Origin of the sequence: Microbacterium sp. WHRI 7836 (assembly GCF_040223885.2) — a bacterium.
In the GTDB taxonomy this organism is placed as follows: Bacteria; Actinomycetota; Actinomycetes; order Actinomycetales; family Microbacteriaceae; genus Microbacterium; species Microbacterium oxydans.
Genome location: NZ_CP168171.1, coordinates 836,975 through 859,006, shown reverse-complemented (window position 1 = coordinate 859,006; position 22,032 = coordinate 836,975). Strand labels below are relative to the sequence as shown.

General features: G+C 68.9%; 24 protein-coding genes. 11 read left to right on the top strand and 13 right to left on the bottom strand.

The annotated features are described in order from the left end of the window. Positions 1-158 precede the first annotated feature (158 nt). Entirely contained in the window at positions 159-641 is a 483-nt protein-coding gene (locus ABRP18_RS04035; RefSeq protein ID WP_046747288.1) for a DIP1984 family protein, read from the bottom strand. A 52-nt stretch (positions 642-693) separates the two neighbouring features. Continuing rightward, positions 694-1,002: a GNAT family N-acetyltransferase gene (locus tag ABRP18_RS04030; RefSeq protein WP_058630449.1), complete on the bottom strand. Its 309-nt coding sequence runs from the start codon at positions 1,000-1,002 to the stop codon at positions 694-696. 333 nt (positions 1,003-1,335) lie between these two features. Here ABRP18_RS04030 and ABRP18_RS04025 point away from each other — a divergent pair, with 333 nt between their 5' ends. Genes ABRP18_RS04025 through ABRP18_RS04015 form a run of 3 tightly spaced genes read left to right on the top strand, consistent with a single transcriptional unit; the run spans position 1,336 to position 3,267 of the window. Further along, positions 1,336-2,043, top strand: coding sequence for a winged helix-turn-helix domain-containing protein (locus ABRP18_RS04025; protein WP_058630499.1), 708 nt, complete (start codon positions 1,336-1,338; stop codon positions 2,041-2,043). 44 nt (positions 2,044-2,087) lie between these two features. Then, entirely contained in the window at positions 2,088-3,047 is a 960-nt protein-coding gene (locus ABRP18_RS04020) for a DNA-3-methyladenine glycosylase (protein ID WP_113680085.1), read from the top strand. A gap of 22 nt (positions 3,048-3,069) precedes the next feature. Continuing rightward, complete coding sequence (locus ABRP18_RS04015) at positions 3,070-3,267, top strand: hypothetical protein (RefSeq protein ID WP_193762264.1); 198 nt, start codon at positions 3,070-3,072, stop codon at positions 3,265-3,267. Positions 3,268-3,318: 51 nt separating this feature from the next. On the opposite strand, the gene ABRP18_RS04010 is transcribed toward ABRP18_RS04015, so the two are convergent. The 4 genes from ABRP18_RS04010 to ABRP18_RS03995 are packed head-to-tail and all read right to left on the bottom strand — an operon-like array spanning position 3,319 to position 7,149. Continuing rightward, the gene (locus ABRP18_RS04010) at positions 3,319-4,074 is read right to left on the bottom strand and encodes an ABC transporter ATP-binding protein (RefSeq protein ID WP_046747285.1); all 756 of its coding nucleotides are present in this window, start codon (positions 4,072-4,074) and stop codon (positions 3,319-3,321) included. Then, positions 4,071-5,099 carry an iron chelate uptake ABC transporter family permease subunit gene (locus ABRP18_RS04005; RefSeq protein WP_046747428.1) on the bottom strand — a complete coding sequence of 343 codons (1,029 nt, stop codon included), beginning with the start codon at positions 5,097-5,099 and terminating at the stop codon, positions 4,071-4,073. The genes ABRP18_RS04010 and ABRP18_RS04005 overlap by 4 nt, the downstream gene beginning before the upstream one ends. Before the next feature lie 19 nt (positions 5,100-5,118). Then, entirely contained in the window at positions 5,119-6,105 is a 987-nt protein-coding gene (locus ABRP18_RS04000) for an ABC transporter permease (protein WP_046747284.1), read from the bottom strand. A gap of 48 nt (positions 6,106-6,153) precedes the next feature. Beyond that, entirely contained in the window at positions 6,154-7,149 is a 996-nt protein-coding gene (locus ABRP18_RS03995; protein ID WP_058630446.1) for a siderophore ABC transporter substrate-binding protein, read from the bottom strand. Between the two features lie 99 nt (positions 7,150-7,248). On the opposite strand from ABRP18_RS03995, the gene ABRP18_RS03990 reads away from it, so the two are divergent. The 5 genes from ABRP18_RS03990 (at position 7,249) to ABRP18_RS03970 (ending at position 11,134) form a co-directional block, all read left to right on the top strand. Continuing rightward, positions 7,249-8,016 carry a siderophore-interacting protein gene (locus tag ABRP18_RS03990; RefSeq protein WP_349885587.1) on the top strand — a complete coding sequence of 256 codons (768 nt, stop codon included), beginning with the start codon at positions 7,249-7,251 and terminating at the stop codon, positions 8,014-8,016. 33 nt (positions 8,017-8,049) lie between these two features. Beyond that, complete coding sequence (locus ABRP18_RS03985; protein ID WP_058630444.1) at positions 8,050-8,454, top strand: VOC family protein; 405 nt, start codon at positions 8,050-8,052, stop codon at positions 8,452-8,454. Between the two features lie 275 nt (positions 8,455-8,729). Then, the gene (locus ABRP18_RS03980) at positions 8,730-9,899 is read left to right on the top strand and encodes an RtcB family protein (protein WP_349885586.1); all 1,170 of its coding nucleotides are present in this window, start codon (positions 8,730-8,732) and stop codon (positions 9,897-9,899) included. Positions 9,900-10,049: 150 nt separating this feature from the next. Beyond that, a complete protein-coding gene (locus ABRP18_RS03975) occupies positions 10,050-10,307 on the top strand; it encodes a hypothetical protein (RefSeq protein WP_349885585.1) in 258 nt (85 codons plus the stop codon). 2 nt (positions 10,308-10,309) lie between these two features. Next, on the top strand, positions 10,310-11,134 hold the full coding sequence (locus tag ABRP18_RS03970; RefSeq protein WP_349885584.1) for an acyl-CoA thioester hydrolase/BAAT C-terminal domain-containing protein: 825 nt from the start codon (positions 10,310-10,312) through the stop codon (positions 11,132-11,134). A gap of 3 nt (positions 11,135-11,137) precedes the next feature. On the opposite strand, the gene ABRP18_RS03965 is transcribed toward ABRP18_RS03970, so the two are convergent. Together ABRP18_RS03965 and ABRP18_RS03960 are read right to left on the bottom strand one after the other, a co-directional pair. Next, positions 11,138-12,598 (bottom strand): MFS transporter, encoded by a 1,461-nt coding sequence (locus ABRP18_RS03965; RefSeq protein ID WP_349885583.1) that lies wholly within the window; start codon positions 12,596-12,598, stop codon positions 11,138-11,140. A gap of 55 nt (positions 12,599-12,653) precedes the next feature. Continuing rightward, positions 12,654-14,000: a M20/M25/M40 family metallo-hydrolase gene (locus ABRP18_RS03960; protein WP_082738403.1), complete on the bottom strand. Its 1,347-nt coding sequence runs from the start codon at positions 13,998-14,000 to the stop codon at positions 12,654-12,656. A gap of 112 nt (positions 14,001-14,112) precedes the next feature. Between ABRP18_RS03960 and ABRP18_RS03955 the strand changes: the two genes are divergently transcribed. From ABRP18_RS03955 to ABRP18_RS03945, 3 genes are all read left to right on the top strand, one after another. Next, positions 14,113-14,853, top strand: a complete 741-nt coding sequence (locus ABRP18_RS03955; protein ID WP_113681524.1) for an SDR family oxidoreductase — start codon at positions 14,113-14,115, stop codon at positions 14,851-14,853. Between the two features lie 85 nt (positions 14,854-14,938). Then, positions 14,939-15,205, top strand: coding sequence for a thioredoxin family protein (locus ABRP18_RS03950; protein ID WP_061015541.1), 267 nt, complete (start codon positions 14,939-14,941; stop codon positions 15,203-15,205). 85 nt (positions 15,206-15,290) lie between these two features. Then, positions 15,291-15,704, top strand: a complete 414-nt coding sequence (locus ABRP18_RS03945; protein ID WP_193762255.1) for a VOC family protein — start codon at positions 15,291-15,293, stop codon at positions 15,702-15,704. 12 nt (positions 15,705-15,716) lie between these two features. Here ABRP18_RS03945 and ABRP18_RS03940 read toward each other — a convergent pair whose 3' ends face one another. The 5 genes from ABRP18_RS03940 to ABRP18_RS03920 are packed head-to-tail and all read right to left on the bottom strand — an operon-like array spanning position 15,717 to position 22,031. Further along, entirely contained in the window at positions 15,717-17,231 is a 1,515-nt protein-coding gene (locus ABRP18_RS03940) for a CdaR family transcriptional regulator (RefSeq protein WP_058630436.1), read from the bottom strand. Continuing rightward, complete coding sequence (locus ABRP18_RS03935; RefSeq protein WP_046747272.1) at positions 17,228-18,256, bottom strand: DUF917 family protein; 1,029 nt, start codon at positions 18,254-18,256, stop codon at positions 17,228-17,230. Before ABRP18_RS03935 ends, ABRP18_RS03940 begins: the two co-directional genes overlap by 4 nt. Positions 18,257-18,266: 10 nt before the next feature. Beyond that, positions 18,267-19,385 (bottom strand): DUF917 domain-containing protein, encoded by a 1,119-nt coding sequence (locus tag ABRP18_RS03930; RefSeq protein WP_113681527.1) that lies wholly within the window; start codon positions 19,383-19,385, stop codon positions 18,267-18,269. Beyond that, positions 19,382-20,482 carry a DUF917 domain-containing protein gene (locus ABRP18_RS03925; protein WP_061015545.1) on the bottom strand — a complete coding sequence of 367 codons (1,101 nt, stop codon included), beginning with the start codon at positions 20,480-20,482 and terminating at the stop codon, positions 19,382-19,384. Before ABRP18_RS03925 ends, ABRP18_RS03930 begins: the two co-directional genes overlap by 4 nt. Position 20,483: 1 nt before the next feature. Further along, on the bottom strand, positions 20,484-22,031 hold the full coding sequence (locus ABRP18_RS03920; protein ID WP_349885582.1) for a hydantoinase/oxoprolinase family protein: 1,548 nt from the start codon (positions 22,029-22,031) through the stop codon (positions 20,484-20,486). Position 22,032 lies beyond the last annotated feature (1 nt).

Genomic DNA, 22,032 nt, shown 5'->3' with positions numbered 1-22,032 from the left:
ACCCTCGCCACGACGATCGGCACGCGGTGATGCGAGATGCGTTGTGCACCTTCACCTGTGCGGAGTGCAGGGCTGCGCGATGCGAGATCAGGGCTGCCCTCCGCCCGACAGGTGCCGGCTTGCCCCGCCGGCTGAGGGTTGTGCCCGCTTCGTCGTGACTACCGACTCCCGCTCTCCTCCTCGAGATCGTTCGACCAGTTCGCCTGCTGGATCCTGTTGTCGAGCTCACGCAACTCCTGCGCGACGGCGTCGGCGCGCGAGCGCAGCTGTGAGACGGGGAGTGCGGAGACCTGACGCAGCTCCGAACGCATCTGGCGGAGGAACTGGTCGTTGGCCCCCGAAGCGGCGGCTGCCGCATCCGTCAGCACGGAGTGCCGAAGACGGAGCACGTCGCGGGAGGCCAGCGCGTCGGTCATGGTGCCGTCCGCACCCAGATGCAGTCGCGCGTTGGTGGCGTTGATGCGGCGGATGAGGTCGCGCAGTTGCGTCAACGCCGCGTCGACCTCGACGATCAGGGCGGCGGCATCCTCCGCCGGTTCCTCGCCCTCCTGGTAGCGGGCGTTCGCGACGATGCGCGCCCGCAGCTGCTCGATCCGGCGCTGCAGGTCGGCGCGTGCGGTGAGGGCCTCGGCGAGTTTCATGACGTCATCCTCGCAGGGGCGCGGCGTAACAGTTCGTCATACGGTCGGAGAGTCAGCGAGTACGCAGCAGGCCGGCGCGCTCCGGGTGGGCGGCGAACCAGTCGGCCACGTACCAGCACACGGCATCGACCTTGCGATCGCCGCGCTCCTCGATGTCGGCCACCGCACCCTCGACGACCTTCCCCGCATAGCCGTTCCCGCGGAAAGTCGGGATCGTGAAGGCTCGGGTGAGGGCGATCGTGTGGCCGTCGTCACGGTAGTCGAGCACGCTCACGAGCTTGCCGTCACGCATGAGCGTGTAACGCGAGGCGTCCTTCTCGTCGGTCAGGATGAAGCCGCCGACGGTGTGCGAGATCGTCATTGCAACCACGTTACGCCCGTCAGGGACGCCCGGGCGTTTTGACATGAGACGTCACGATCGGACATAATCCCCCCATGACTACCAACGCAAGCCCCTCGTCCGCCCAGGAGGCGAACAGGACTGCCGGGATGATGATGCCCGGTCGCGTTGGCATGTGTTGCCGAATGTGTCGCTGAACGAACAGCCACCCCGCCTGACCTGAACCCCTCGCCATCTGCGAGGTCAGTGTCACCGAGCATCCACCCTTTGCTCGATTCCCGGCTCCGCCGGTCATTCATGCAACGCATCAGAGCCCCTTTCGGTCCGGGCTCACGTCCTGAGGACTTCATCATCATGTCGAACACCGCACTTCTCGAGCGTCCCGCCACCACCGCCGCCGTCCGCACGCAGCCCGAGACCGCCGCGCCGCTCTCTCCTGCCGGAGCCGACCTCCCCGCCGTGCGCTCACCCCGTGGCTTCGCCCTCTACGTGGGCCTGGACGAGATCAAGGCCGCAGAGGCCGGAGTCAGCCTCCCCCTGCTCGTCGATGCCCTGCGTCGCACGCTCGCCGAGCTCGCGCCGGGAGCCGAGACCCACGCCACCGTCGCCCTCGCGCCCCACGGTTCGGGAGGGCGCGACCTCGACGTCGTGCGCCTCGCACTGCAGGAGCCGGGCGCGATCGCCCGCACCAAGGCCGCCGCCGAGGAGGAGACCACCGACGAGGAGAGCGGCGTCACGGTCGACATCTCCCGCAAGCGTGTGCTGATCGACGGCGAGTCCGCAGCCTTCACTTACAAGGAGTTCGAGCTGCTGCAGTACCTGGTGCTGCGCGAGGGACGCACGATCGAGCGCAGCGAACTGGTGTCAGCGCTCTGGCAGGCACAGGACGACGAGACGCCGGGCGAGCGCACGATCGACGTGCACGTGCGCCGCCTCCGGGCGAAGCTGGGTCGCTACGAGGACATCGTGCGCACCGTGCGCGGAATCGGCTACCGCTTCGATCGGCACGCCGACGTCGTGATCCGCTACGGTCACGGCACGCCCTCGCCCGACCGGTTCTGAGCACCCAGGACTCCGGTGTCAGGAGCGGAGCGTAGGGTGGGCGCATGACTCTGACGGCCGACCCCGCTGAGGCAGGAGCCGCTCGCTCGGAGGCCCCTCGAGAGACGGTCTACCGACCGCCGCACGAGCTCGATCTGCGCAGCACCGTGGGTATGCTCCGACGCGGTGGCAACGACCCGACGATGGTCATCGACGGGCCGGTCATCTGGCGGGCGATGCGCACGCCGCTCGGACCGGCCACCCTGGCGCTGCGAATGATCGGCGGCGAGGTGCGCGCGACGGCGTGGGGCCCCGGATCGGGTTCGGCCCTCGAGCTCGTCCCCGCCCTGTGCGGGGCGCACGACGACGCCGGGGACTTCGATCCGTCGCATCACCCCCTCATCGCCGATTCCGCGCGGCGGCATCCGGGACTGCGCCTGACCCGCACCGACGAGGTGTTCGACGCGCTCGCGTGCGCGATCATCGAGCAGAAGGTGACCGGCATGCAGGCCTTCGGCGCGTGGCGCTGGCTGGTCAGCCGCTTCGGAACGCGCGCGCCGGGACCGACGCCGCGCCCGATGTTCACCGCGCCAGCACCTGAGCAGTGGCACCGGATCCCTTCCTGGGCCTGGCACAGAGCCGGAGTCGAGCCACCGCAGTCTCGCACCATCGTGCGTGCGGCTGAACGCGGAGACCGCATCGCCCGCGCCGTACGCACGGCCTCCACAGGGGCTGATCGCGATCGGGTGCTCACGAGCCTTCCCGGCGTGGGGGTGTGGACATCGGCGGAGACCCGCATCCGCTCGCTCGGCGACCCCGACGCGGTGAGCGTCGGCGACTACCACCTCGCCCACCAGGTCGGCTACGCCCTGACCGGCACTCGCACCGATGACGACGGGATGATCGAACTCCTCTCCCCCTGGTCCGGGCAGCGGCAACGCGTCGTGCGCCTCATCCACGCCAGCGGTGTGCAGGAACCGCGACGGGGTCCTCGCCTCGCACCGGAGGACCATCGCCGCCGCTGACACCGGCACCTATGCTGGTGCCATGTCCCGTTCCATGCTGCGCATCCTCGTCACCGTCGGCCTTCTGTTCGTCGGTGTCGTGATCGGGCTGATCTTCCAGAACGTCTGGCTCGGTGTGCTGCTCGCCGCGATCGTGTGGCTGGGCTGGTTCCTCGGGTACGAATCGCGGCGCGGCAACAACGCCGGCGTCAACGACGAGGACCACGGCATCGAGCTCTGACCTCAATCCCCTCGCCCGTGGGAACGCGGCACAGTTCAGTAGCGGCACAGTTCAGTAGTAGACGGCGAGCGGCCCTGACGGACCGTCGACAACGCGCACGGGAGTGTCGAAGACCCGTGTGAGGACGTCGTCCGTCATGATCGCGGCCGGCGCCCCGAACTCCACGACGGCTCCATCCTTCATGGCGCAGATGTGGTCGGCGTAGTGGCTCGCGAAGTTGATGTCGTGCAGCACGATGACGATCGTGCGTCCGAGCTCCTCCGACGCGCGTCGCAGGTGCTTCATCATCTGCACCGCATGCCGCATGTCGAGGTTGTTGAGCGGCTCGTCCAGCAGCACGAACTCGGTGTCCTGCGCGAGGACCATCGCGACGTAGGCGCGCTGGCGCTGCCCACCGGAGAGCTCGTCGAGATACCTGCCCTCCAGCGCGCCGAGGTCGAGGAAGTCGATGGCTCGACTGATGATCTCCTCATCCGCGCGGTTCAGCCGACCCTTCGAATGCGGGAAGCGCCCGAAGCCGACCAGTTGACGCACGGTGAGGCGCGTGACGAAGTGGTTCTCCTGGCGCAGGATCGACACGACCTTCGCCAGGTCCTTCGACTTCGTGGAGGCCACATCGAGTCCGGCGATCTCGATGGCTCCGGCGTCCATCCCGCTGAGACGCCCGATCATCGTGAGCAGAGTCGACTTGCCTGCACCGTTCGGACCGATGAGAGCGGTGATGCCGCCGGCGGGGATCTCGAGGTCGACGGGGCCGATCGCGACCTCGCTGCTGTAGTCCCGGCGGACGCCGTCGAGTGCGATCACAGCCTGCCCTTTCTGAGGATGACGATGAGGAACACGATGCCGCCCACGAGCTCGATCAGGATCGACACCATGCCCTGCGCGTAGAAGATGTTCTTCATCACGAAATACGCCCCGGCCAGGATGGTGAAGGCCGTGAGGACGGCGACCGGGAAGATCAACCGGTGATCATGGGTATCGGCGAACTGGTACGCGAGCGTCGCGACCAGGAAGCCGAGGAAGGTCATCGGCCCCACCAACGCGGTCGAGGTCGCCATGAGCACGGCGACGAGGAACAGCACGATGAACAGCTCGCGCCGATGATCGACGCCGAGTGAGCGCGCGGCATCCGGACCGAGTGCCATCAGGTTGAGCCGGCGCGAGCGCAGCCACAGCAGCCCCGAGGCCGCGACCACCAGCGGGATCGCCAGCGGCAGGTAAGAGGGATCGGCGTTGGACACGTTGCCGAACAGACGCGCGGCGAGCACGTCGAACTCGCTGGGGGTGAGCAGACGCTGCATGAAGGTGGCGATCGCGCCGAGACCGCCTCCGATCACGATGCCGACGAGGAGCATGATCTGCAGGTTGCCGTAACGACCCGAGAGCAGCCAGCCGTAGAGCGCCACCGCGAGGCCGACCATGATCGCCACCTGGATCGCGAACTGCCCCACGCCCTGGATGGCAACGATGCCCGCCACGCCGAACAGATACACGGTCGAGGTCTGCACCACCCGGTACAGCGACTCGAAGCCCATGATCGACGGCGTGATGATGCGGTTGTTCGTCACGGTCTGGAAGCTCACCGTGGCGACGGCCTGAGCGACGGCGACGAGCGCCATCACGGTCACGTCGGTCGCTCGGTGCTGAGCGATGCGCCAGAAGCCCGCGGAGCCGACGGGCATGGGATTCGCCCACGCGAGCAGACCGAAACCGGAACCTGCGGCGAGGACGATGAGGATGCCGAGCACGAGGAAGTACCGACGCCGCGCCTGCGGGGTCGTGAAGGAGCCCGCCGAACGGAGCCCTCCGGCAGTCGCCGCGTCGCTCATCGCGGCGCGCATCACGCCGCTAGCCACGTCGACGCTGCCTGAGCAGGAGGAGCACGAAGACCACGGCGCCGACGACCCCGAGGATCAGCGAGACCGGGACCTCGAAGGGCATGATGATCGTGCGCCCGATGATGTCGCAGACCGTGACGATCCCGATCCCCAGCAGACACACCCAGGGCAGGTTGCTGCGCAGATCGTCGCCGCGCACCATCGAGACGATGTTCGGCACGATCAATCCGAGGAAGGGGAGATTTCCCACGACGACGGTGACCACGCCGGTGGTGACAGCGATCAGGACGGTGCCGAGCAGGATGATCCGGTTGTAGTTCACCCCGACGTTGGTCGCGATCTCTTCGCCGAGTCCGGCGATGGTGAGTCGATCGGCGACGATGAAGACGATCACGCCGATGATGGCCACGATCCAGAGCATCTCGTACTGGCCGCGCATCACCGAGGTGAAGCTGCCGGCGAACCAGACGCCGATGATCTGCAGCGAGTTCGTGGCCAGAGCGAGGTAGGTCGAGAGAGCACCCACCACGGCACCGAGCATGATGCCGACGATCGGGACGATCAGGGATGATCTGAGCGCCACCCGCCGCAGGAACGCGAAGAACACCATGGTGCCCACGAAGGCTGCCAGTACCGCACCGGCCATCCGCAGCGGGAGGGACGGCTGCGGCACGAGGATCATGACGGCGAGGAGGCCGAGCCCTGCCCACTCCGTGGTACCCGTCGTGGTCGGCTCGACGAAGCGGTTCTGGGTGAGCAGCTGCATCACCAGTCCCGCCATGGCCATCGAGGCGCCGGCCAGGACGAGGGCGACCGTGCGCGGGATACGTGTGATCTGGAACATCTGCGCGCCGTCGTCCGCGCCGGCGATGTCGTACACACCCGTGAAGAGCGAGATCACGAGCAGGGCGGCGACGACGAGCACGCCGATGAGCAGCTTCACGTCGAAGAGCCGCCCGGCGTTGCGGGGCGGCGAAGCGATGTCTGTGGAGACCATGGTGGTGCGGCGGCGGCATCCGGATCACCCGGATGCCGCCGCGTCAGCTCAGTTCTTCGCGCTCTTCTCGAGGGCGTCGGCGAGGTCGTTCAAGAACGTGGTGTAGGTCTGGATGCCCTCGTTCAGGTAGGTGTCTGTCGGCATGTAGACGAGCTGCTTCTCCTTCACGGCGGTGACCGAGGCGAGGGCTTCGGAGCTCTCGAGGATCTCGGCCGCCTGCACGTAGTCGGGGGTCTCAGCGGCGAACACCGCATCGCGGTCGAGCACGAGGATCCAGTCCGGGTTCGAGGAGGCGATGGCTTCGACGGAGATCTCGTCGCCCTGGTGGTCGTCACTCGCATCGTCCACCTCGAGAGCGGGCGTGAGTCCGAGGATGTCGTAGATCGGTCCCAGCGATCGGCCGACGGTCGGCGCGAGGTAGCCGATCTGGCCTCCCGACGTGTTGACGGCCATCACGGTGTCGGCGTCGTCGTATGCGGCCTTCGCGCGCTCGACGGCGGCATCGAAGTCGTCCACGAGCTTCTTCGCCTCGTCCTGCTTGCCGAAGATCTCGCCGAGCACCGTGACCTGGCGCTTGAGCTCCTCGTCGAAGGGCTCGCCGTCACGCGGCTCGAGGTCGACGATGGTGGCGTCGGGGACGAGGTCCGCGATCGCCGCGTTGTGCTGCGTGAAACGCTGGCCGCTGATGATCAGGTCGGGCTCGACGGCGACGACGGCTTCGAGGTTCGGCTCGCTGTGCAGGCCGATGTCGACGATCCCGTCGTCCTTCACATACGACACGGTCTCCGGCATGAGTGCCACGGCCCCGGCGGAGAGCTCGACGCCCCAGTCGGAGAGCGTCTGGAAGGTGCGGTTGTCGAGGGCGACCACCGATGCGGGTGGGGTGGCGATCTCCTTCGTGCCCGTGTTGTCCTCGATCGTGACGGTGGCTGCTGCCGGTTCGGTCTTCTCCGTTTCCTCCGAGCCTCCGGAGGTGCACCCGGCGAGGGCGAGGAGGCCGACGAGAGCGGCACTCGTAGCGGTGAGGGTTCTGGGCACGGACATGGAGAGACTCCTGTTCTGCGGGATCGGTGCGCACACGATGGGCGCCGGGGCGACGCACGGGGATCACCCGCGCCGTCTCATTTAGGTTAGCCTTACTTTATGAGCGATACGAAATCCGGTTTCTCGATCGAGCGTCGCGGCCTCGAGCTGCGCTTCCGCAACGTCACACTGAGCGCGCGTGAATGGCTGGCGCCGGACTTCGTGCGGGTGCGACTGACCGGCTCGGATCTCGCCGGCTTCGATTCGCCCGGTTCCGACGACCACATGCGCCTGTTCTTCCCCGCGGGCCCGACGGATTCCGTCGAGGAGCTGCGCGCCTCCCCCAGCCGCGAGTACACGCCGCTCGCCTGGGGCGACGACTGGCTCGACGTCGAGTTCGCGGTGCACGGCGACCGGGGAGTCGCCGCCCCCTGGGCGGCGAACGCGCCCCTCGGATCCACGATCGGCGTCGGCGGCCCCCGCGGGGCGGCCGTGCTGGTCGGCGAGCCCGGATCGTGGCTGCTGGTCGGCGACGAGACGGCGATCCCCGCGATCCGACGGTTCGCCGCGCTCATCCCCGACGGCACTCCTGCACGCATCGTGATCGAGACGGTGAACCCCGGCCGAGAGGTCGAGGTCGAGGCCCCGGTCGAGGTCGAGTGGCTGCACCGGGGAGAGAAGCCCTCCGGCTCCGCCCTCATCGCCTTCCTCGAGGGGCTGACGGCCGATGACACGGTCGGCCTCGACCCGTTCGTCTTCGTCGCCGCCGAGCAGTCGATCGTCAAGCCGGGCAGGGCACTGCTCGAACGGTGGGGCGTCGACAGTGCGAAAGCAGTCGTGAAGGGGTACTGGAAGCGCGGCGAGGCGGAGTACCACGCGCCGCACTAGTGCGACGTCGGCCGTTGCTGGGAGACTCGGCACATGGCACTTCTGGATCACCTCGGCATCACCGTGACCGACCTCGAACGCGGCAGGGCGCAGTTCCATCCCGTGCTCTCCGCCCTCGGGTATGTCAGCGGCGGAGCGAACGATCATTCGATCTCGTGGAACAACGGCGACGAGACCGAGATCATCCTCTACACCTGGGATGACGACACCACTCCGCACCGGCACGGCCGCGTGGGCTGGCAGCACATCGCGTTCGCGGTGCCCTCGCGCGACGACGTCGAACGCCTGCACGCGATCGCGGTGGATTCCGGCTGGACGGCCGTGCGCGAGCCCAAGGAGTACCCCCGCTACTCGGAGCGCTACTTCGCCTCCTTCGTCGAAGACCTCGACGGCATCCGGATCGAGTTCATGTATAACCCTCCTCGCGAGGCGAGTTGACTCCCGGGCGTGTCGCGCCCTAGGGTGGCAAAGCTGTGCCGATCGGTGCAGCACACCAGCCGAGGAGTCGACGGATGACCGCGCAGCGGAACCTCCCCATCGCCGCGGTCTTGCAGCTTCAGCACAAGCGCAATGACCGCTACGAGTCGTACCCTCCGGCACGCGTCGTGTGACAGCATCCGCTCTCGCAACGCCCCGTACCGTCAGGTCCGGGGCGTTCTTCCGTTGGAGACTCCCCTGACCTGTGGCTGAACACCACCGCAAGGAAAGGAATCATGGAGAGGCTCTCCGCACGGCTGCTGTCGTGGGCGTCACTGATCGACGAGAAGACACTCGCTCAGGCGCACACCACGGCCCGCATGCCGTTCATCCACCCGCACCTGGCGCTGATGCCGGATGCGCACCTCGGCAAGGGGGCGACGGTCGGCTCGGTCATCCCGACGCTCGGCGCGATCATCCCCGCCGCCGTCGGCGTCGACATCGGCTGCGGCATGATCGCCGTCCGCACGCAGTTCACGAGGAGCGACCTCGACGGCCGCGAACTCGCCGAGCTCCGGGAGCAGATCGAGCGTGCCATCCCGCTGTCGGCCGGCCGGTACAACCGCAAGGTCGTGGCCACAGCCGAGCCTCGCATCGCCGAGCTCGAGCAGCTGGCAGAGAAGAGCGGTTTCGACCCCGCACAGTACGCCGGGAACTGGCGCCTGCAGCTGGGCACATTGGGATCCGGGAACCACTTCATCGAGGTGTCGGTGGATGAGCTCGACCGGGTGTGGCTGTTCCTGCACTCGGGGTCGCGAGGCGTCGGCAACAAGATCGCCGGCCACCACATCGGTGTCGCGCAGCGGCTCGCGAAGCAGTGGTGGATCGACCTCCCCGACCCCGACCTGGCCTATCTCGTCGAAGGCACACCGGAGTTCACCCGATACATCCGGGAGCTGCGGTGGGCACAGCACTTCGCCCTGCTGAACCGGGAGGAGATGATGGATCGGGTCATCCGCCAGGTGTCGGAGTTCCTCGGCACTCCGGTCGAGGAGCAGGAGCGGATCAACTGCCACCACAACTTCACAGAGTCGGAGAAGCACTACGGAAAGCAGGTATGGGTGTCCCGGAAGGGCGCCATCCAGGCGGACGCCGGTCGTCCGGGTCTGATCCCCGGATCGATGGGCACCGCCTCGTACGTGGTGGAAGGGCTCGGTGACCCGCAGTCGCTGAGCTCCTCGCCGCACGGCGCCGGCCGGGAGTACTCGCGGTCCGCGGCGCGACGGACTTTCACTCACGAGCAGCTACGTGTGGCGATGGCCGGCATCGAGTTCCGTGACACCGACGCGTTCATCGACGAGATCCCCCAGGCGTACAAGCCGATCGACCGGGTGATGGCGGATGCCGCGAGCCTCGTGTCGATCCGGCACACGCTGCGGCAGGTCGTCAACGTGAAGGGCGATTGACCGGGACTGGGCGGGGCCTCCCCCGCCCAGTCCTTCCTGCACCGACGCGACGGAGAGCGTGTCATCCACGGATCGTGGGCAACCGATATCTTCGGCTCCTGCGCTCTGGCAGGCTTGCCGGATCGATGCGACGATGAGGGAGTGGGAGTCATGAACGACGCGCAGATCTGGACGATGATCGGGTCGTTCACCGTGCTGATGTTCAGCACGCTCACCGTCGTCTCGACATTGTTCGTCCGCATCCTCCGCAGCGAGATCGGGGGCCTGCGTACGGAGATGAACGGCCAGATCGATGGGCTGCGCACCGAGATGAATGCCCGCTTCGATTCCGTGAACACCCGCATCGACGGTCTCGACCGCGACGTGCAGGCGCTCGTCAAACGCACGTTCGGCCTCGACCGCGAGTGACGATGACGCCTCGACACAGCATCGGGGTGCACCCGGCCGACCGCCACGATGCCTTCCCGGAGAACCCGTGCGGCACGGCTGTCCTGCTCCTCGCCGGATCCAGCGGGCGTGTGGAGGTCGAGCGGGCGGAGATGCTGGCACGGCACGGCGCCCGTGTGAGGGCCATCCGCTGGTTCGGCGGCATCAGCCAGCGCCCTGCCCCGCACGAAGTGCCGATCGAGACCTTTGTCGAAGGGGTGGAGTTGCTGCGTCGTGACGCCGATCGCGTGGCGATCTTCGGAACATCGTTCGGAGCGGAGGCGGCGCTGGTGACCGCGTCCCTGCACCCGATCGATGCGACGGTCGCCGTCGCCCCGTCCTCTGTCGTCTGGGCTGGCAACTCAGAGGGGACCTGGTCGTCGCACTGGACCCGTCGGGGTACCCCGATACCGTTCGTCCCGTTCGCTCCGTCGTGGACGCCGTCGACCGACCCGCCCGAGTATCGTGCTCTGTACGAGTCGAGCGTCGATCGTGACCCTTCGGCCGCCGCCGCCGCCGCGATCCGGGCGGAGGACATCGACGGTGTCGTCGTGGTCGTCGCCGGCGGCGACGACCGGGTCTGGCCCAGCACCCGATTCGCCCGCGAGCTCGTCGAACGCCGCACGGCGAAGGGTCTGGACACGACGGTGATCACTCACCCGGACGCGGGGCACCGACTGCTGCTCCCCGGCGAATCGGCCGTGACCGCAGGAGTGACGATGGCGCGGGGAGGCTCTCCCGCCGCCGACGCGGAGCTCGGCGCACTCGCATGGCCGCGGATCGTGAACGCGCTCTACCTGCGGGCCTGACGCTCAGAGCGCCGGCGCGACCTCGACCTCCGGGGCACGATCGGTGAATGCGGTCTTCGGGACGAACACGAGGATCACGGCGGCGACGAGCGCCGTCACCCCGCAGACGATCCACACCGTGAAGTACCCGGCGAGCGAACCGGCGGTGGCATCCGTCGCGCCGGCGGTGCTCGCGACGCCGTGCAGGAGCGCGATGCCGAAGACGCACGACGCGATCGCTCCGCCCACGGTCTTCACCGAATTCGTCAGGCCCGTCGCGACGCCGGTCTGCGTGGCCGGAGCCGCGGAGGCCGCCGCCGCGGGGAGCGCCGCGACCAGTGCCCCGGACCCGAGCCCCACGACCACCATGTTCGTGATGACCTGCGCATAGGAGCCGTGGAACGGCAGGAAGAGGAGGAAGCCGATGCCGACCAGCATCGACGCTCCCATCAGCGTCACCCGCGGTGTGGCACGCCGCGCCACCGCCGGGAACAGCAGCGCCCCCGTGATCATGGCGATGAGGTAGACGCCGATGATCAACGAGGTGGCGAAGCCGGTCGTGCCCAGACCGTAGCCGTACACCGATGGGTCGGTGCGCGCGAACGTCGACAGCGGGGCCTGCGCGCCGAGCACGCTGACGCCGAAGAGCCCGGCCGTGAGGAACACCGGTCCGAGCGCGGGCGAGCGGAACATGCGCACGTCGATCAGCGGGTCTGCGCAGCGCAGCTCCCAGAGCACGAACGGGACCACGAGCAGCACGCCGAGGATCACCACCGCCCAGGACCACGGGTTGGTCAGACCGCCCTCCAGGCGGAGCAGGCTGAGCCCGCCGGTGAAGCAGACGAGGGCGAGAGAGATGAGCACGAGGCCGACCGTGTCGAAGACACCGCCGGTGGGCTCCGGCGATTCCTTGACCCCAAGGAGGATCACGAAGAAGCACACCACGATGAGCACGGCCGGGACCAGCAGCACGACGGTGAGGGGAAGCACGTCGATGAGCGCACCGCCGACCAGGGCGCCGATGATCGCGCCGCCCTCGAGAGCGGCGACGAGCAGCCCCGCAGCCTTGGCGGTGATCGACGACCGACCCTCCATGCGGCGCGAACGCGACCAGATCAGGGCGATCTCGAGTGGAAGCCAGACGACGTAGAAGCCCATCAGCGCCCACGCGGCGAGGAACACCGGGAATGAATCGGTGAAGGGCAGCACCAGCGCCGCGGCCGCCGTGACCGCGGTGGAGATGAGCAGCATGCGCTTGTGCCCGACCATGTCGCCCAGCTTGGCGAAGGCCGGGACGACGAGTGCCGACAGCATCAGCTGCGTGCCCTCGAGCCAGTTCACGTCGGCGTCGTGGATGCCCAGATGGCGGGCGATGTCCGTGAGCATCGGGGTGTAGTACCCCTGCAGCACACCGCTCGTGAACTCCACGAAGGCAAGGAAGCCGACCACGACGGCGAGGGTGCCCAGGGTGCGGGTGCGCGTCATCGCGTCTCCTGCTTCTGCTTCGGGTCCCCCGGCAGGCTCCGAGGGGAGGGTGAGATCACCCTAGCCGTTCGAGCAGCGCCCTGTGGAACCGCTCTCCCCGTTCCAGCGCGGCGATCTCCACGCTCTCGTCGACGCCGTGGATCGACGCGCGCTGCGCATTCGACATGTCCAGCGGCGCGAACCGATAGACCGCGGGTGAGAAGCGATGGAAGTGTCGCGAGTCGGTGGCCGCCATCATCACATACGGGACGGCAGGCACGCCGGGGAACGCGACCTCGAGCGCGTCGGCCAGCAGAGCGAATTGCGCGTTATCGGTCGATGATTCCGGCGACGGTTCGCTCGCTTCGACGACCTCGACCGCGACGAGCGGATCGCGGACCCGCCGGCGCACCCGGAACACCGTCTGCTGCGTGGTCTCCCCGAGCGCGATGCGCAGGTTGACGGTGGCCGAAGCCTGCGACGGCAGCACGTTCGCCGCGGTTCCTCCGGACTGCATCGTCGGCGCGACGGTCGTGCGCACGAGAGCGGCCGGTTCACCACCCAGCGCGGCGAAGATCTGCGCGGTCAGCAGCGGCGCAGAGCCGAGGAACCGCAGCAGGTGGCGAGCCGTGCCCGGCGTCTGCGCGGCCAACTGCGACAGCATCCGGAGGATCGCCTTCGAGGCACGGGGGCGGAAGGTCGTCGGGCCGAGTCGGTCGACAGCCCTGGCGATGCGGCGGACCGCCGTGAGGGTCGGCGGGGCCGAGGCGTGGCCGCCTTCGCCCCGTGCAGAGAGCCGCAGGGTCATCACACCCTTCTCGCCGACACCGATCATCGCGGCCCGTCCGGGAACGAACGGCAAGGGCGCATCGACGACGGCACCGCCCTCGTCGACGACGAGCCAGGGGACGATTCCCCGGTCGCGCAGCACCCGCGCGATCTCCTCGGCGGCGCGTCCGTACGTCTCCTCGTTCCCGCCGAAGGAGAGGTACACGTCGCGGGGCGGGACGAACTCGTCGGCGAGCAGATTCTCGACCGCCTCCAGGATCACGATCAGCGGCCCCTTGTCGTCGAGAGCACCTCGACCGTAGACCGATCCGCCGGCGATCACGCCCGCGAAGGGCGGGTGCGTCCAGGCGTCGCTCTCGTCGACGGGGACGACGTCGTAGTGCGCCATCAGCACGACGGGCCCCTCGTCCGCCGCAGCACTCCCGCTCCCCTTCCAGTGGAACAGCAGGCCGAATTCGGTGTGCCGTTCCAGACGCAGCCTCTCGTGCGTCAACGGGTAGAGCTCGGCGATCAGCGCGACGAACTCCTCGAACGGAGCCGAGCCGCGTTCATCGAGTTCGGCCGACACCGTCGGGATCCGGATCATCTGCGAAAGCCTCTCGGCGATGCCGGGGCGCACGGTCGATGTGGTCACAGCGCCATCGTACCCAGCGGCGGATCCGCTCATCGCGAGCCTTCCGACTGCGTTCGCGCTCGTCCGGCTCGGCGAAAAAGACGAGGATGGACCGAGACGAAGGAGAACGCACATGAGGATCGCCGTCGCAGGAGGAACCGGGACCGTCGGTCGACACACGGTCGAGGCGCTGCAATCGGCCGGCCACGACGCCGTCGTCCTCAGCCGATCCCGAGGAGTGGACCTCGTGACCGGGCAGGGCGTGGGGGAGGCACTCGCCGGCGCGGATGCGGTGATCGATGTCGTGAGCGTCGAGACCCTCAAGGCGAGCACGGCGATCGAGTTCTTCACCGCGGCGGCCGGGAACCTGTCCGCTGCGGCTGCCGACGCGGGTGTCGGACATCTCGTGCTGCTGTCGATCGTCGGGATCGACCGCATCCCGTACGACTACTACGCCGGCAAGATCGCCCAGGAGAAGATCGTCGAGGGATCCCGCGTGCCGTCGACGATCCTGCGAGCGACGCAGTTCCACGAGTTCGCCGGGCAGATGTTCGAGCGGGCGAAGCTCGGACCGCTCCACCTCGCCCCGAACGCCCGCACCCAGCCTGTGGCAGCCCGTGAGGTGGGCGCACGTCTCGCGGCACTGGCAGGGGCGGAACCGCAGGGCCGGGTACGCGACCTCGCCGGACCCCGCGAGGAGCAGCTGTCCGACATGGTCCGCGCTTTCGCTCGACGTCGCGGATACCGCGGCTGGGTGCCCACCGTGAACGTGCCGGGGCCGCAGATGGCGGGGATGAGGGCGGGCCATGCGCTCCCCGGCCCCGACGCCGACCTCGGGCACCAGGGCTTCGCCGAGTGGCTCGCCGCGCAATAGCGTCCTGGAGCCGGTCGGGGAACACGAAGAACCGGGCGGAGGTTGCACCTGTGGTGATGACGCGAGAGCGTCCGAGGAGGTGCGGATGGAACTGACCCTGGTGTCGTCGTCGTTCTGCGGCGCGTGTGCACGGACCAGGACCGTGCTGGCCGAGGCGGCACGCTTCCTTCCCGACGCGACCATCACGGAGATCGACGTCGCGCGAGACCCGGATACCGCCGAGAGACTCGACATCGAGGTCACACCGACGGTGATCATCCGCGACGCCAGTGGCCTCGAAGTGTTCCGCGCCGCCGGCGTCCCGACCGTGCCGCAGGTACTCACCGCCGCGGTCAGAGCGCTCCCGGCCTGAACCTCTTGCGGGCACGACGACCGCGGCGCAGACTGAGCCTCAGCGGCACCGGCCGTGTCGTCCGTGTCAGCCTCCTGGAGTTCTCATGCCCGCTCTCAACCCGTACCTGTCCTTCCGCACCGAGGCCCGCGCGGCGATGGAGTTCTATCAACGCGTCCTCGGGGGCGACCTCGTGGTGAACACGTTCGGGGAGTTCCCCGACATGGTGCAGGATCCGAGCCAGCGGGACCTCATCATGCATGCGCAGCTGGACACTCCGGACGGTCTGGTGCTGATGGCCTCGGACACCCCCGACGGCATGCCCTACGAGAAGCCGCAGGGATTCTGGGTCTCGCTGAGCGGGAACTCGCAGGAGACCACCCGCGCCGTGTGGGACGGGCTCTCGGACGGGGCGACGATCACCATGCCGCTCGACGTGCCCCCGTGGGGCGGCCTGTTCGGGATGCTCGTGGACCGGTTCGGCATCCCGTGGATGCTGCACGGCGACCCGCAGGACTGAAGACTCCCCGGCTCAACGCGGCTGCACCGCGCGACACGCGAGGTGCAGGGCGAGGCGCGCCTCCGGGTCGGTTAGATCGATCCCGAGAAGCTCCTGCACGCGTCTGATCCGCATGGTCACGGTGTTGCGGTGCAGGCCCAGCGCAGCCGCGGTCGCGGCGATGCCCGATTCGTGGTCGAGGTAGGCCGAGAGCGTGACGAGCAGTTCGCCGCCTCCCTCCCGCAGCGGAGCCAACAGCGATTCCGCCGCGGGAACGAACGTGTCGTTGCCGGTCCACGCGAGAAGGAGCTGCTCCAGTCCGAGACTGTCCACCCGTACGAACCATCCCGTCGCCGACCGCGATGCCGCGATGCGCGCCGCGTCGCCCGCCTCGTCGAGCGTCGTTGCGAGGCCTTCCGAACCGCCCTGGAGCGAGCCGACCCCGGTGGCGACGGCGAAATCGCGCAGCACCCCGAGATGCAGGTCCCGCAGAGCGGCGACGGCCCGCTCCACCTGATCCGGATCCGGCGACTCGGCGAAGGTCAGCCACCCGCTCAGTCCACGACCGGCCGTCGTCGCATGCGCCTCGCCGTCGATAGCGCTGAGGCCGGCGCTGACCGTACGCAGCAGCGAGAAGGAGTCGAGGCGGCCCCGTGCCACCATCCGGAAGCCGAGGTGATGTCCGCTGGTGCGCCACCCGCGCTCGAGCATCCGTCGTTCGACGTCGGCATCCGCCGCACCGTGCAGGTCGACGAAGTCCCGCAGCAGTCCGGACGACACCGCGACGTCGTTCACGGCCGCCACCTCGTCGATCAGGATGCGTGCGGCGACGGCGGGCATCGCGACCTCGGCCGCGACGGACAGCGACTGCACCTGCGCCTCACCGAGCCCCCGGCCGAACAGCACGAGCCGCAGACCGCTGCGCCCCGGGCTGTCCACGCGCACCGATGCGGCCGCAGCATCCCCGATGCTCGTCCGATCCAGCCAGGATTCGAAGCCGATCGCGGCGTGCAGCCGCTCGTCCAGGTGAGCACCCGCCTCCTGGAGCACGCCGGACGAGTCGATCAGCGCAGCTCCGACGCCGAGGTTCGCGGCAATGTGGCCGAGCAGGTCGGCCAGGTCATCGGCGGCGTACTCGAAGGACTGGGCGACCTTGCGCACCTGACTGAGCGTCAACGCATCCCGCGCCTCGATCAGCATCCAGCAGGCCCTCGCGAGCTGGATCGGTCGCTCGACATCGAGCAGGCAGAGGCCGATACGGTCTGCGAGGCGGAACGCGCCCGCGTCGAACGAGGCGGCTCCGGGGAGGGCGAGCCCCGAGTACCCGCGATCACGCAGGCGGCGCAGCAGTGCATCCTGCTGCCAGGTCGATGTCGGCGCTGCCGCCGTGATGATCGCGAGTCGGCCGGTGCCGGCTTCGACCAGCTCTGCCTCACTCGCCCCCACCGCGACGGCATCCCACAGTGCATCCGCGGGTCCGGCGACACGCCTGAGGGCGCCGTTCTCGGAGTGGGCGAGCAGCGCGCTCAGCTGCAGTCTCTCGTTCACGCGGCGTCCACACCCTCGAGGCCGTACGCCGAGGGCAGCACCTTCGCGCGTCGGTCCGCTCTGGCGTTCCACCAGGGAGGCGCCGGGATCGCGAGCACCGCCACCGTGCGCGCGAGCCGGAGCTCGGTCACCTCGAGGATCTCGCGCGATATCGCGTCGACGACCACGATGATCTCCGGCGCCGACGCCACGAGACGGCCATCCGTGAGCACCGCGAGGGTCTCGGAGCGGCTGACCACGCGATGGACTGCGCCGGTGAGACCGCTGATCTCCACCGCGTTCACGTGTGGATCGTGCGCCCAGGGCGATACCGAGATGATGCGACCCTCGGCGAGCAGTTCCGCCCCGAGGACGTCCGCGAGCAGAGGGAGGGGTGCTGCCGAGGCTGCGAGGTAGGCCCGGCCCAGTTCGAGCGCGTAGGCGAGGTGTCCACCGATCGCGTGCTCCGTCAGATCGCCGACCGTGAACCCGCCGAGCACGGCACATCCGACCCCGCCCGCCTGGACGATCGCCGACCGCACCACCCTCTCGGCGTCGATCGCGCGGTGCGCCTCGACGAGCGCGACGCCGTCGGACCCCGTGTCGCACGCGAACACGAGACCGGGCACCTGATCCACGAACAACGACATCTGGTCGAGGCCGGGCACTGCGCGACCGGTGCAGTCCGCGTCGACGATCACGTGTGAACCTGCGAGCGTCAGCGGAGCGAGGCCGTTCATGCCCCCGCCCTCGAGAGAGCAGACGGCCGGCACCGGATGGCCGATCCAGCGTTCGACCGCGCCCAGCAGCCGGGCGAACGGGTTCGCCCCGGGGAGCCGCTCACCGAGCAGCATCGTGGAGCCGACGAAGGCGACACCCAGGCATGGCGTTGCCGGGTCCAGCGCCGCGACCGGTGAGACCTCGATCGGCCAGCCCTCGGCTCCGGCGAGCATCAGCTCGAGCATGGTCGTCGAGCCACCGCCGCCGGAGCCGAGGAGCGCATAGCCGCGGGCGAGCGCCGTGAGGTCGTCGCGCTGCAGCATCATGCGCTCCAGCCTAGGGAGAAACGCCCTCACCCGCGGCCAGCGCTTCGATCGGAGCGAACTCCGCTGCGAGGCCGAACGCCGAAGGTCCGAAGGCGGCGAGGGCATCGGGCGTGCGCATCATCTCCGGAGTGGAGATACCCAGTACCCGGACGCGCTGACCGTACCGGAGCCCTTCCGTCGTGATGGGCTCGGCCGTCTCGTGATCGACCACGCAGATCAGGTCGGGGACGATCGCGACGAGCGTCTCGCCGCGGTGCGCGATGAGGTTCTCGTTCTGGAACGAGATCTCGAACGTGTCGCCCTCGTCCGCGCCCAGCGGTGCGATGACGGCTCGCCCCTTCGCGAATCCCTCGGTCGTGCGGCGTTCGACGTCGACGACCTTGCCGACGCAGAGTTCGCGCAGGTGCGGGTACAGGGTGGTCGAGAGCGTGCGGGCGATCGCCTCGAACGGCGAGCGATGCTCCTCGCGCGCGAGGCGGATCGCGCGACCGAGCGCGAGCGCCATCGAGATCGTGCGTGGCACGGCCGTCCTCCGCACGTCGGCTCCGGTCATCGCATACTCGGCGATGTGCCCGACGCCGCCGAGACGGATGGTGATCCCGCGGGCGAGCCACTCCATCTGCCGGTCGTCGTCGCCCGTGTCGATCACGACCTTCTCGCCCCGTTCGCCGGCGAGGGCGAGGGGCGATCCGTGCACGCCGTACACGGCGAAGGTCTCCATCGACAGCTCGGGAAACGCCCGTCCCATGCCGTCGGCGTCGACCACGGGAAGCCCGGTCTCCGCGGCGACGATGAGCGGGATCATGGAGTTGATGCCACCGCATTCGATCGGCATCGTCGCATCGGCCTTGCGCCCCAGGTGCTCTTCGAGCGTGCGCAGAGCCAGCGTGGGCTCCGTGCCCGCGGGGATCTTCTCGATCATCACGGTCGGCGCCCCCATCTGCGCGGTCGGGATCACGAACAGATCGTCGGGGAGCTCATCCGGGTCGAGGATCGTGATGCTGCCCTCGCCGAGAACGCGCTCGACGAGCATCTTGCCGATGTACGGATCGCCTCCCCCGCCGGTACCGAGCAGCGTCGCGCCCCTGGCGAGGTCGGGCAGGTCGGCGGCCGTGAGCTGCCAGCTCATACGGCGGCTCCCGCCGCAGCGGTTCCGACGGAGACGCTGCCATCGAAGCGGTGCGCATCCATGTCGTACCCGAAGTACCCGGGGCCGACCATCGCGAGCGCCGCCTGCGAATGCCAGCGCTCGTCGGCCGGAGCCGCGATCACCCGCACCCGCTGTCCGTAGCGCAGCGCCTCGGTCGTGATCGGCTCACCCGACTCGCCGTCGAGCACCATGATCAGGTCGGGCGTGGTCGCGAGGACGACGCCGTCGGCTTCCGCCACCAGATGCTCGTTCTGGAACTGCAGGGTCAGCGTCGCCCCGCCGTCGCCGTCGATGCGCGCGCGCCCCCGGGCGAAGCCGGTCGTGGTGGCCCGGTGCACGTCGACCACCTTGCCGTCGAACAGCTCACGCCCGCCGAGCAGATCGACGACGCCATCGACCGGGTCCGTCTTCGCGTCCCGCGCCGCCGTGATGCGCTCGCCGATCTCGATGCATCGGGAGAGCGAGCCCGCCACCAGCGACTCACGTGCGGCGGAACCCGACATCGAGAACCCGGAGATCATGACCGAGCAGCCCATCTCCACGCAGGCCACGCGGGCGATGCGCTCCGTCCAGGAGTTGTCGACCGTCTGCAGCACGCCGGTGTTGCCCTTCTCGTCGCTGAACGCGAGAGGGGAGGCGGTCACCCCGTAGAGGGTCGGGAGCACCATCTGCAGCTCGGGGAAGGCACGTCCCATCCCGTCGGCGTCGACGAGCGGCAGACCGAGTGCTGCGGCGGCCGCGATCGGGATGGTCGAGTTGACTCCGCCGACCTCGGCGCACGCGATGTGGGTGATCGGACGGCCGAGATGGATGCTGAGCGCCTTGACCGGCTCGACGACCTCGGCGAGACTCGGCAGCTTCTCCACCATGACGGTCGGTGCGCCCATCATCGCGACGAACAGCACGAGAGCGTCGTCCGGCACCTCGTCGAGGCCCACGACCGTGACCTCACCGGCGGCCAGCGCCTGACGGGCGAGGAGTGCTCCGATGTAGGGGTCTCCTCCCCCACCCGTGCCGAGGACGGCAGCACCGCGGGCGAGTCCGTCGATGTGCGCAGACGTGATGGTCCAGCTCATGTCACGCCCCCATGTCGAGGTCGCCGACGGCCTTCACGCGGATGCGCGTGGCGTTGCCCGGGAGGTACGGGATCGGAACCTCGTCGAAGTCGATGATCGATACCGTCGAGGGTTTCGCACCCGCCGCGATCGCCTTGTCGACGGCTTCCGCGCGGACTTCGGCGATCGTCTCATCGCGACGACCGGGCTCGATCGCATAGACCTTGTCGATCTCGCCGCCGACCTGGGCGATCGATGCGCCGATGGCGTTCGCGACCGCGTAGTTCTCCGGTCGGTGCACGGTGCCGAACAGGGCCAGCTCGTCGGGGAGCAGGATGGATCCGCCGCCGACGGCCACCACGGCGATGGGCTCCGGCGAGGTGCGCATGCGGTCGACTGCTTCGGAAACGCGCTCGGCGATGCGGGCGAGCACTCGCTGCACGAACACGGGGTCGAGGTGTGCGACCCTGCTCGCATCGCCCACCTGGGCGCGACCCGCGGCCACCGCGATGTCCGTGGCGGTGAGCGTGGAACCGCCGAAGACCAGGGCCTCGGTGGTCAGCCGGTACCCCACCGATGCCGGTCCGACCTCCGCGGTCTCCTCATCGACGATGCTGCCGCCGCCGATGCCGAGGGAGAGCACGTCCGGCATCCGGAAGTTGGTGCGGATGCCGGCGACCTTCACCTCGTTCGCCGTCTCCCGGGGGAAGCCGTTGATCAGCAGTCCGATGTCGGCGGTCGTGCCGCCGACATCGATCACGGCACAGTCGTCGAGACCGCTGGTGGCCGCTGCTCCGCGCATCGAGTTCGTCGGTCCGGAGGCGAAGGTGGCGACCGGGTAGCGGCGCACGTACTCCTCGTCCATGAGCGTGCCGTCGTTCTGGCTGAGGAAGATCGGCGCCTCGATGCCCTGGGCACGCACCGCCGAGGTGAGCCCGTCGACGATCTCGGAGGCGAGCTCGCGGAGCGCGGCGTTGATGATCGTCGCGTTCTCGCGCTCCAGCAGCCCGATCCGTCCGATCTCGTGCGACAACGAGATGGCGGCATCATCCCCCAGCACCGACGCGACGATCTCGGCGGCCTGCACTTCGAGGTCGTGGTTGACCGGGCTGAAGACCGAGGAGATGGCCACCGAGCGGATGCCGTGCGCCTTCATGTCCTCGGCGTGCGCGCGGATCTCCTCGGGGTCGAGGGGCGAGATCGGCCTGCCGTCGAACTCGTAGCCACCGTGCGCGAGGTAGCTGCGGGCCTGGGTCGCCTCGACCAGCACCTCCGGCCAGTCGACCAGCGGCGGCAGTGCGCGCGTCGCCGGCAGTCCGAGGCGCAGGGCGGCGACGGGCGCGAGACGGCTGGCCTGCACCAGGGCGTTGATGAAGTGCGTCGTGCCGATCATCACGGCGTCGATGTCCGCACCGGCGAAGGCGTGTCCGACCCGCAGATCCTCGATCGCCTGGATGATGCCGCTCGTCACATCGGGTGTGGTCGAGTGCTTCACCCCCGCCAGGGTGCGGGTGCCGTCCATGAGGACGGCATCGGTGTTGGTGCCGCCGACGTCGATGCCGATGTGCATG

What these genes read in the sequence shown, in the direction of transcription:
- ABRP18_RS04015 (WP_193762264.1), top strand. Translation starts at nt 3,070, where the DNA reads ATGTCCCGTTCCATGCTGCGCATCCTCGTCACCGTCGGCCTTCTGTTC.
- ABRP18_RS03970 (WP_349885584.1), top strand. Translation starts at nt 10,310, where the DNA reads ATGACGCCTCGACACAGCATCGGGGTGCACCCGGCCGACCGCCACGAT.
- ABRP18_RS03990 (WP_349885587.1), top strand. Translation starts at nt 7,249, where the DNA reads ATGAGCGATACGAAATCCGGTTTCTCGATCGAGCGTCGCGGCCTCGAG.
- ABRP18_RS03975 (WP_349885585.1), top strand. Translation starts at nt 10,050, where the DNA reads ATGAACGACGCGCAGATCTGGACGATGATCGGGTCGTTCACCGTGCTG.
- ABRP18_RS03945 (WP_193762255.1), top strand. Translation starts at nt 15,291, where the DNA reads ATGCCCGCTCTCAACCCGTACCTGTCCTTCCGCACCGAGGCCCGCGCG.
- ABRP18_RS03955 (WP_113681524.1), top strand. Translation starts at nt 14,113, where the DNA reads ATGAGGATCGCCGTCGCAGGAGGAACCGGGACCGTCGGTCGACACACG.
- ABRP18_RS04000 (WP_046747284.1), bottom strand. Translation starts at nt 6,105, where the DNA reads ATGGTCTCCACAGACATCGCTTCGCCGCCCCGCAACGCCGGGCGGCTC.
- ABRP18_RS04020 (WP_113680085.1), top strand. Translation starts at nt 2,088, where the DNA reads ATGACTCTGACGGCCGACCCCGCTGAGGCAGGAGCCGCTCGCTCGGAG.
- ABRP18_RS03930 (WP_113681527.1), bottom strand. Translation starts at nt 19,385, where the DNA reads ATGAGCTGGCAGCTCACGGCCGCCGACCTGCCCGACCTCGCCAGGGGC.
- ABRP18_RS04025 (WP_058630499.1), top strand. Translation starts at nt 1,336, where the DNA reads ATGTCGAACACCGCACTTCTCGAGCGTCCCGCCACCACCGCCGCCGTC.
- ABRP18_RS04030 (WP_058630449.1), bottom strand. Translation starts at nt 1,002, where the DNA reads ATGACGATCTCGCACACCGTCGGCGGCTTCATCCTGACCGACGAGAAG.
- ABRP18_RS03935 (WP_046747272.1), bottom strand. Translation starts at nt 18,256, where the DNA reads ATGATGCTGCAGCGCGACGACCTCACGGCGCTCGCCCGCGGCTATGCG.
- ABRP18_RS03995 (WP_058630446.1), bottom strand. Translation starts at nt 7,149, where the DNA reads ATGTCCGTGCCCAGAACCCTCACCGCTACGAGTGCCGCTCTCGTCGGC.
- ABRP18_RS04035 (WP_046747288.1), bottom strand. Translation starts at nt 641, where the DNA reads ATGAAACTCGCCGAGGCCCTCACCGCACGCGCCGACCTGCAGCGCCGG.
- ABRP18_RS03920 (WP_349885582.1), bottom strand. Translation starts at nt 22,031, where the DNA reads ATGCACATCGGCATCGACGTCGGCGGCACCAACACCGATGCCGTCCTC.
- ABRP18_RS03950 (WP_061015541.1), top strand. Translation starts at nt 14,939, where the DNA reads ATGGAACTGACCCTGGTGTCGTCGTCGTTCTGCGGCGCGTGTGCACGG.
- ABRP18_RS04005 (WP_046747428.1), bottom strand. Translation starts at nt 5,099, where the DNA reads ATGAGCGACGCGGCGACTGCCGGAGGGCTCCGTTCGGCGGGCTCCTTC.
- ABRP18_RS03980 (WP_349885586.1), top strand. Translation starts at nt 8,730, where the DNA reads ATGGAGAGGCTCTCCGCACGGCTGCTGTCGTGGGCGTCACTGATCGAC.
- ABRP18_RS03985 (WP_058630444.1), top strand. Translation starts at nt 8,050, where the DNA reads ATGGCACTTCTGGATCACCTCGGCATCACCGTGACCGACCTCGAACGC.
- ABRP18_RS03925 (WP_061015545.1), bottom strand. Translation starts at nt 20,482, where the DNA reads ATGAGCTGGACCATCACGTCTGCGCACATCGACGGACTCGCCCGCGGT.
- ABRP18_RS03965 (WP_349885583.1), bottom strand. Translation starts at nt 12,598, where the DNA reads ATGACGCGCACCCGCACCCTGGGCACCCTCGCCGTCGTGGTCGGCTTC.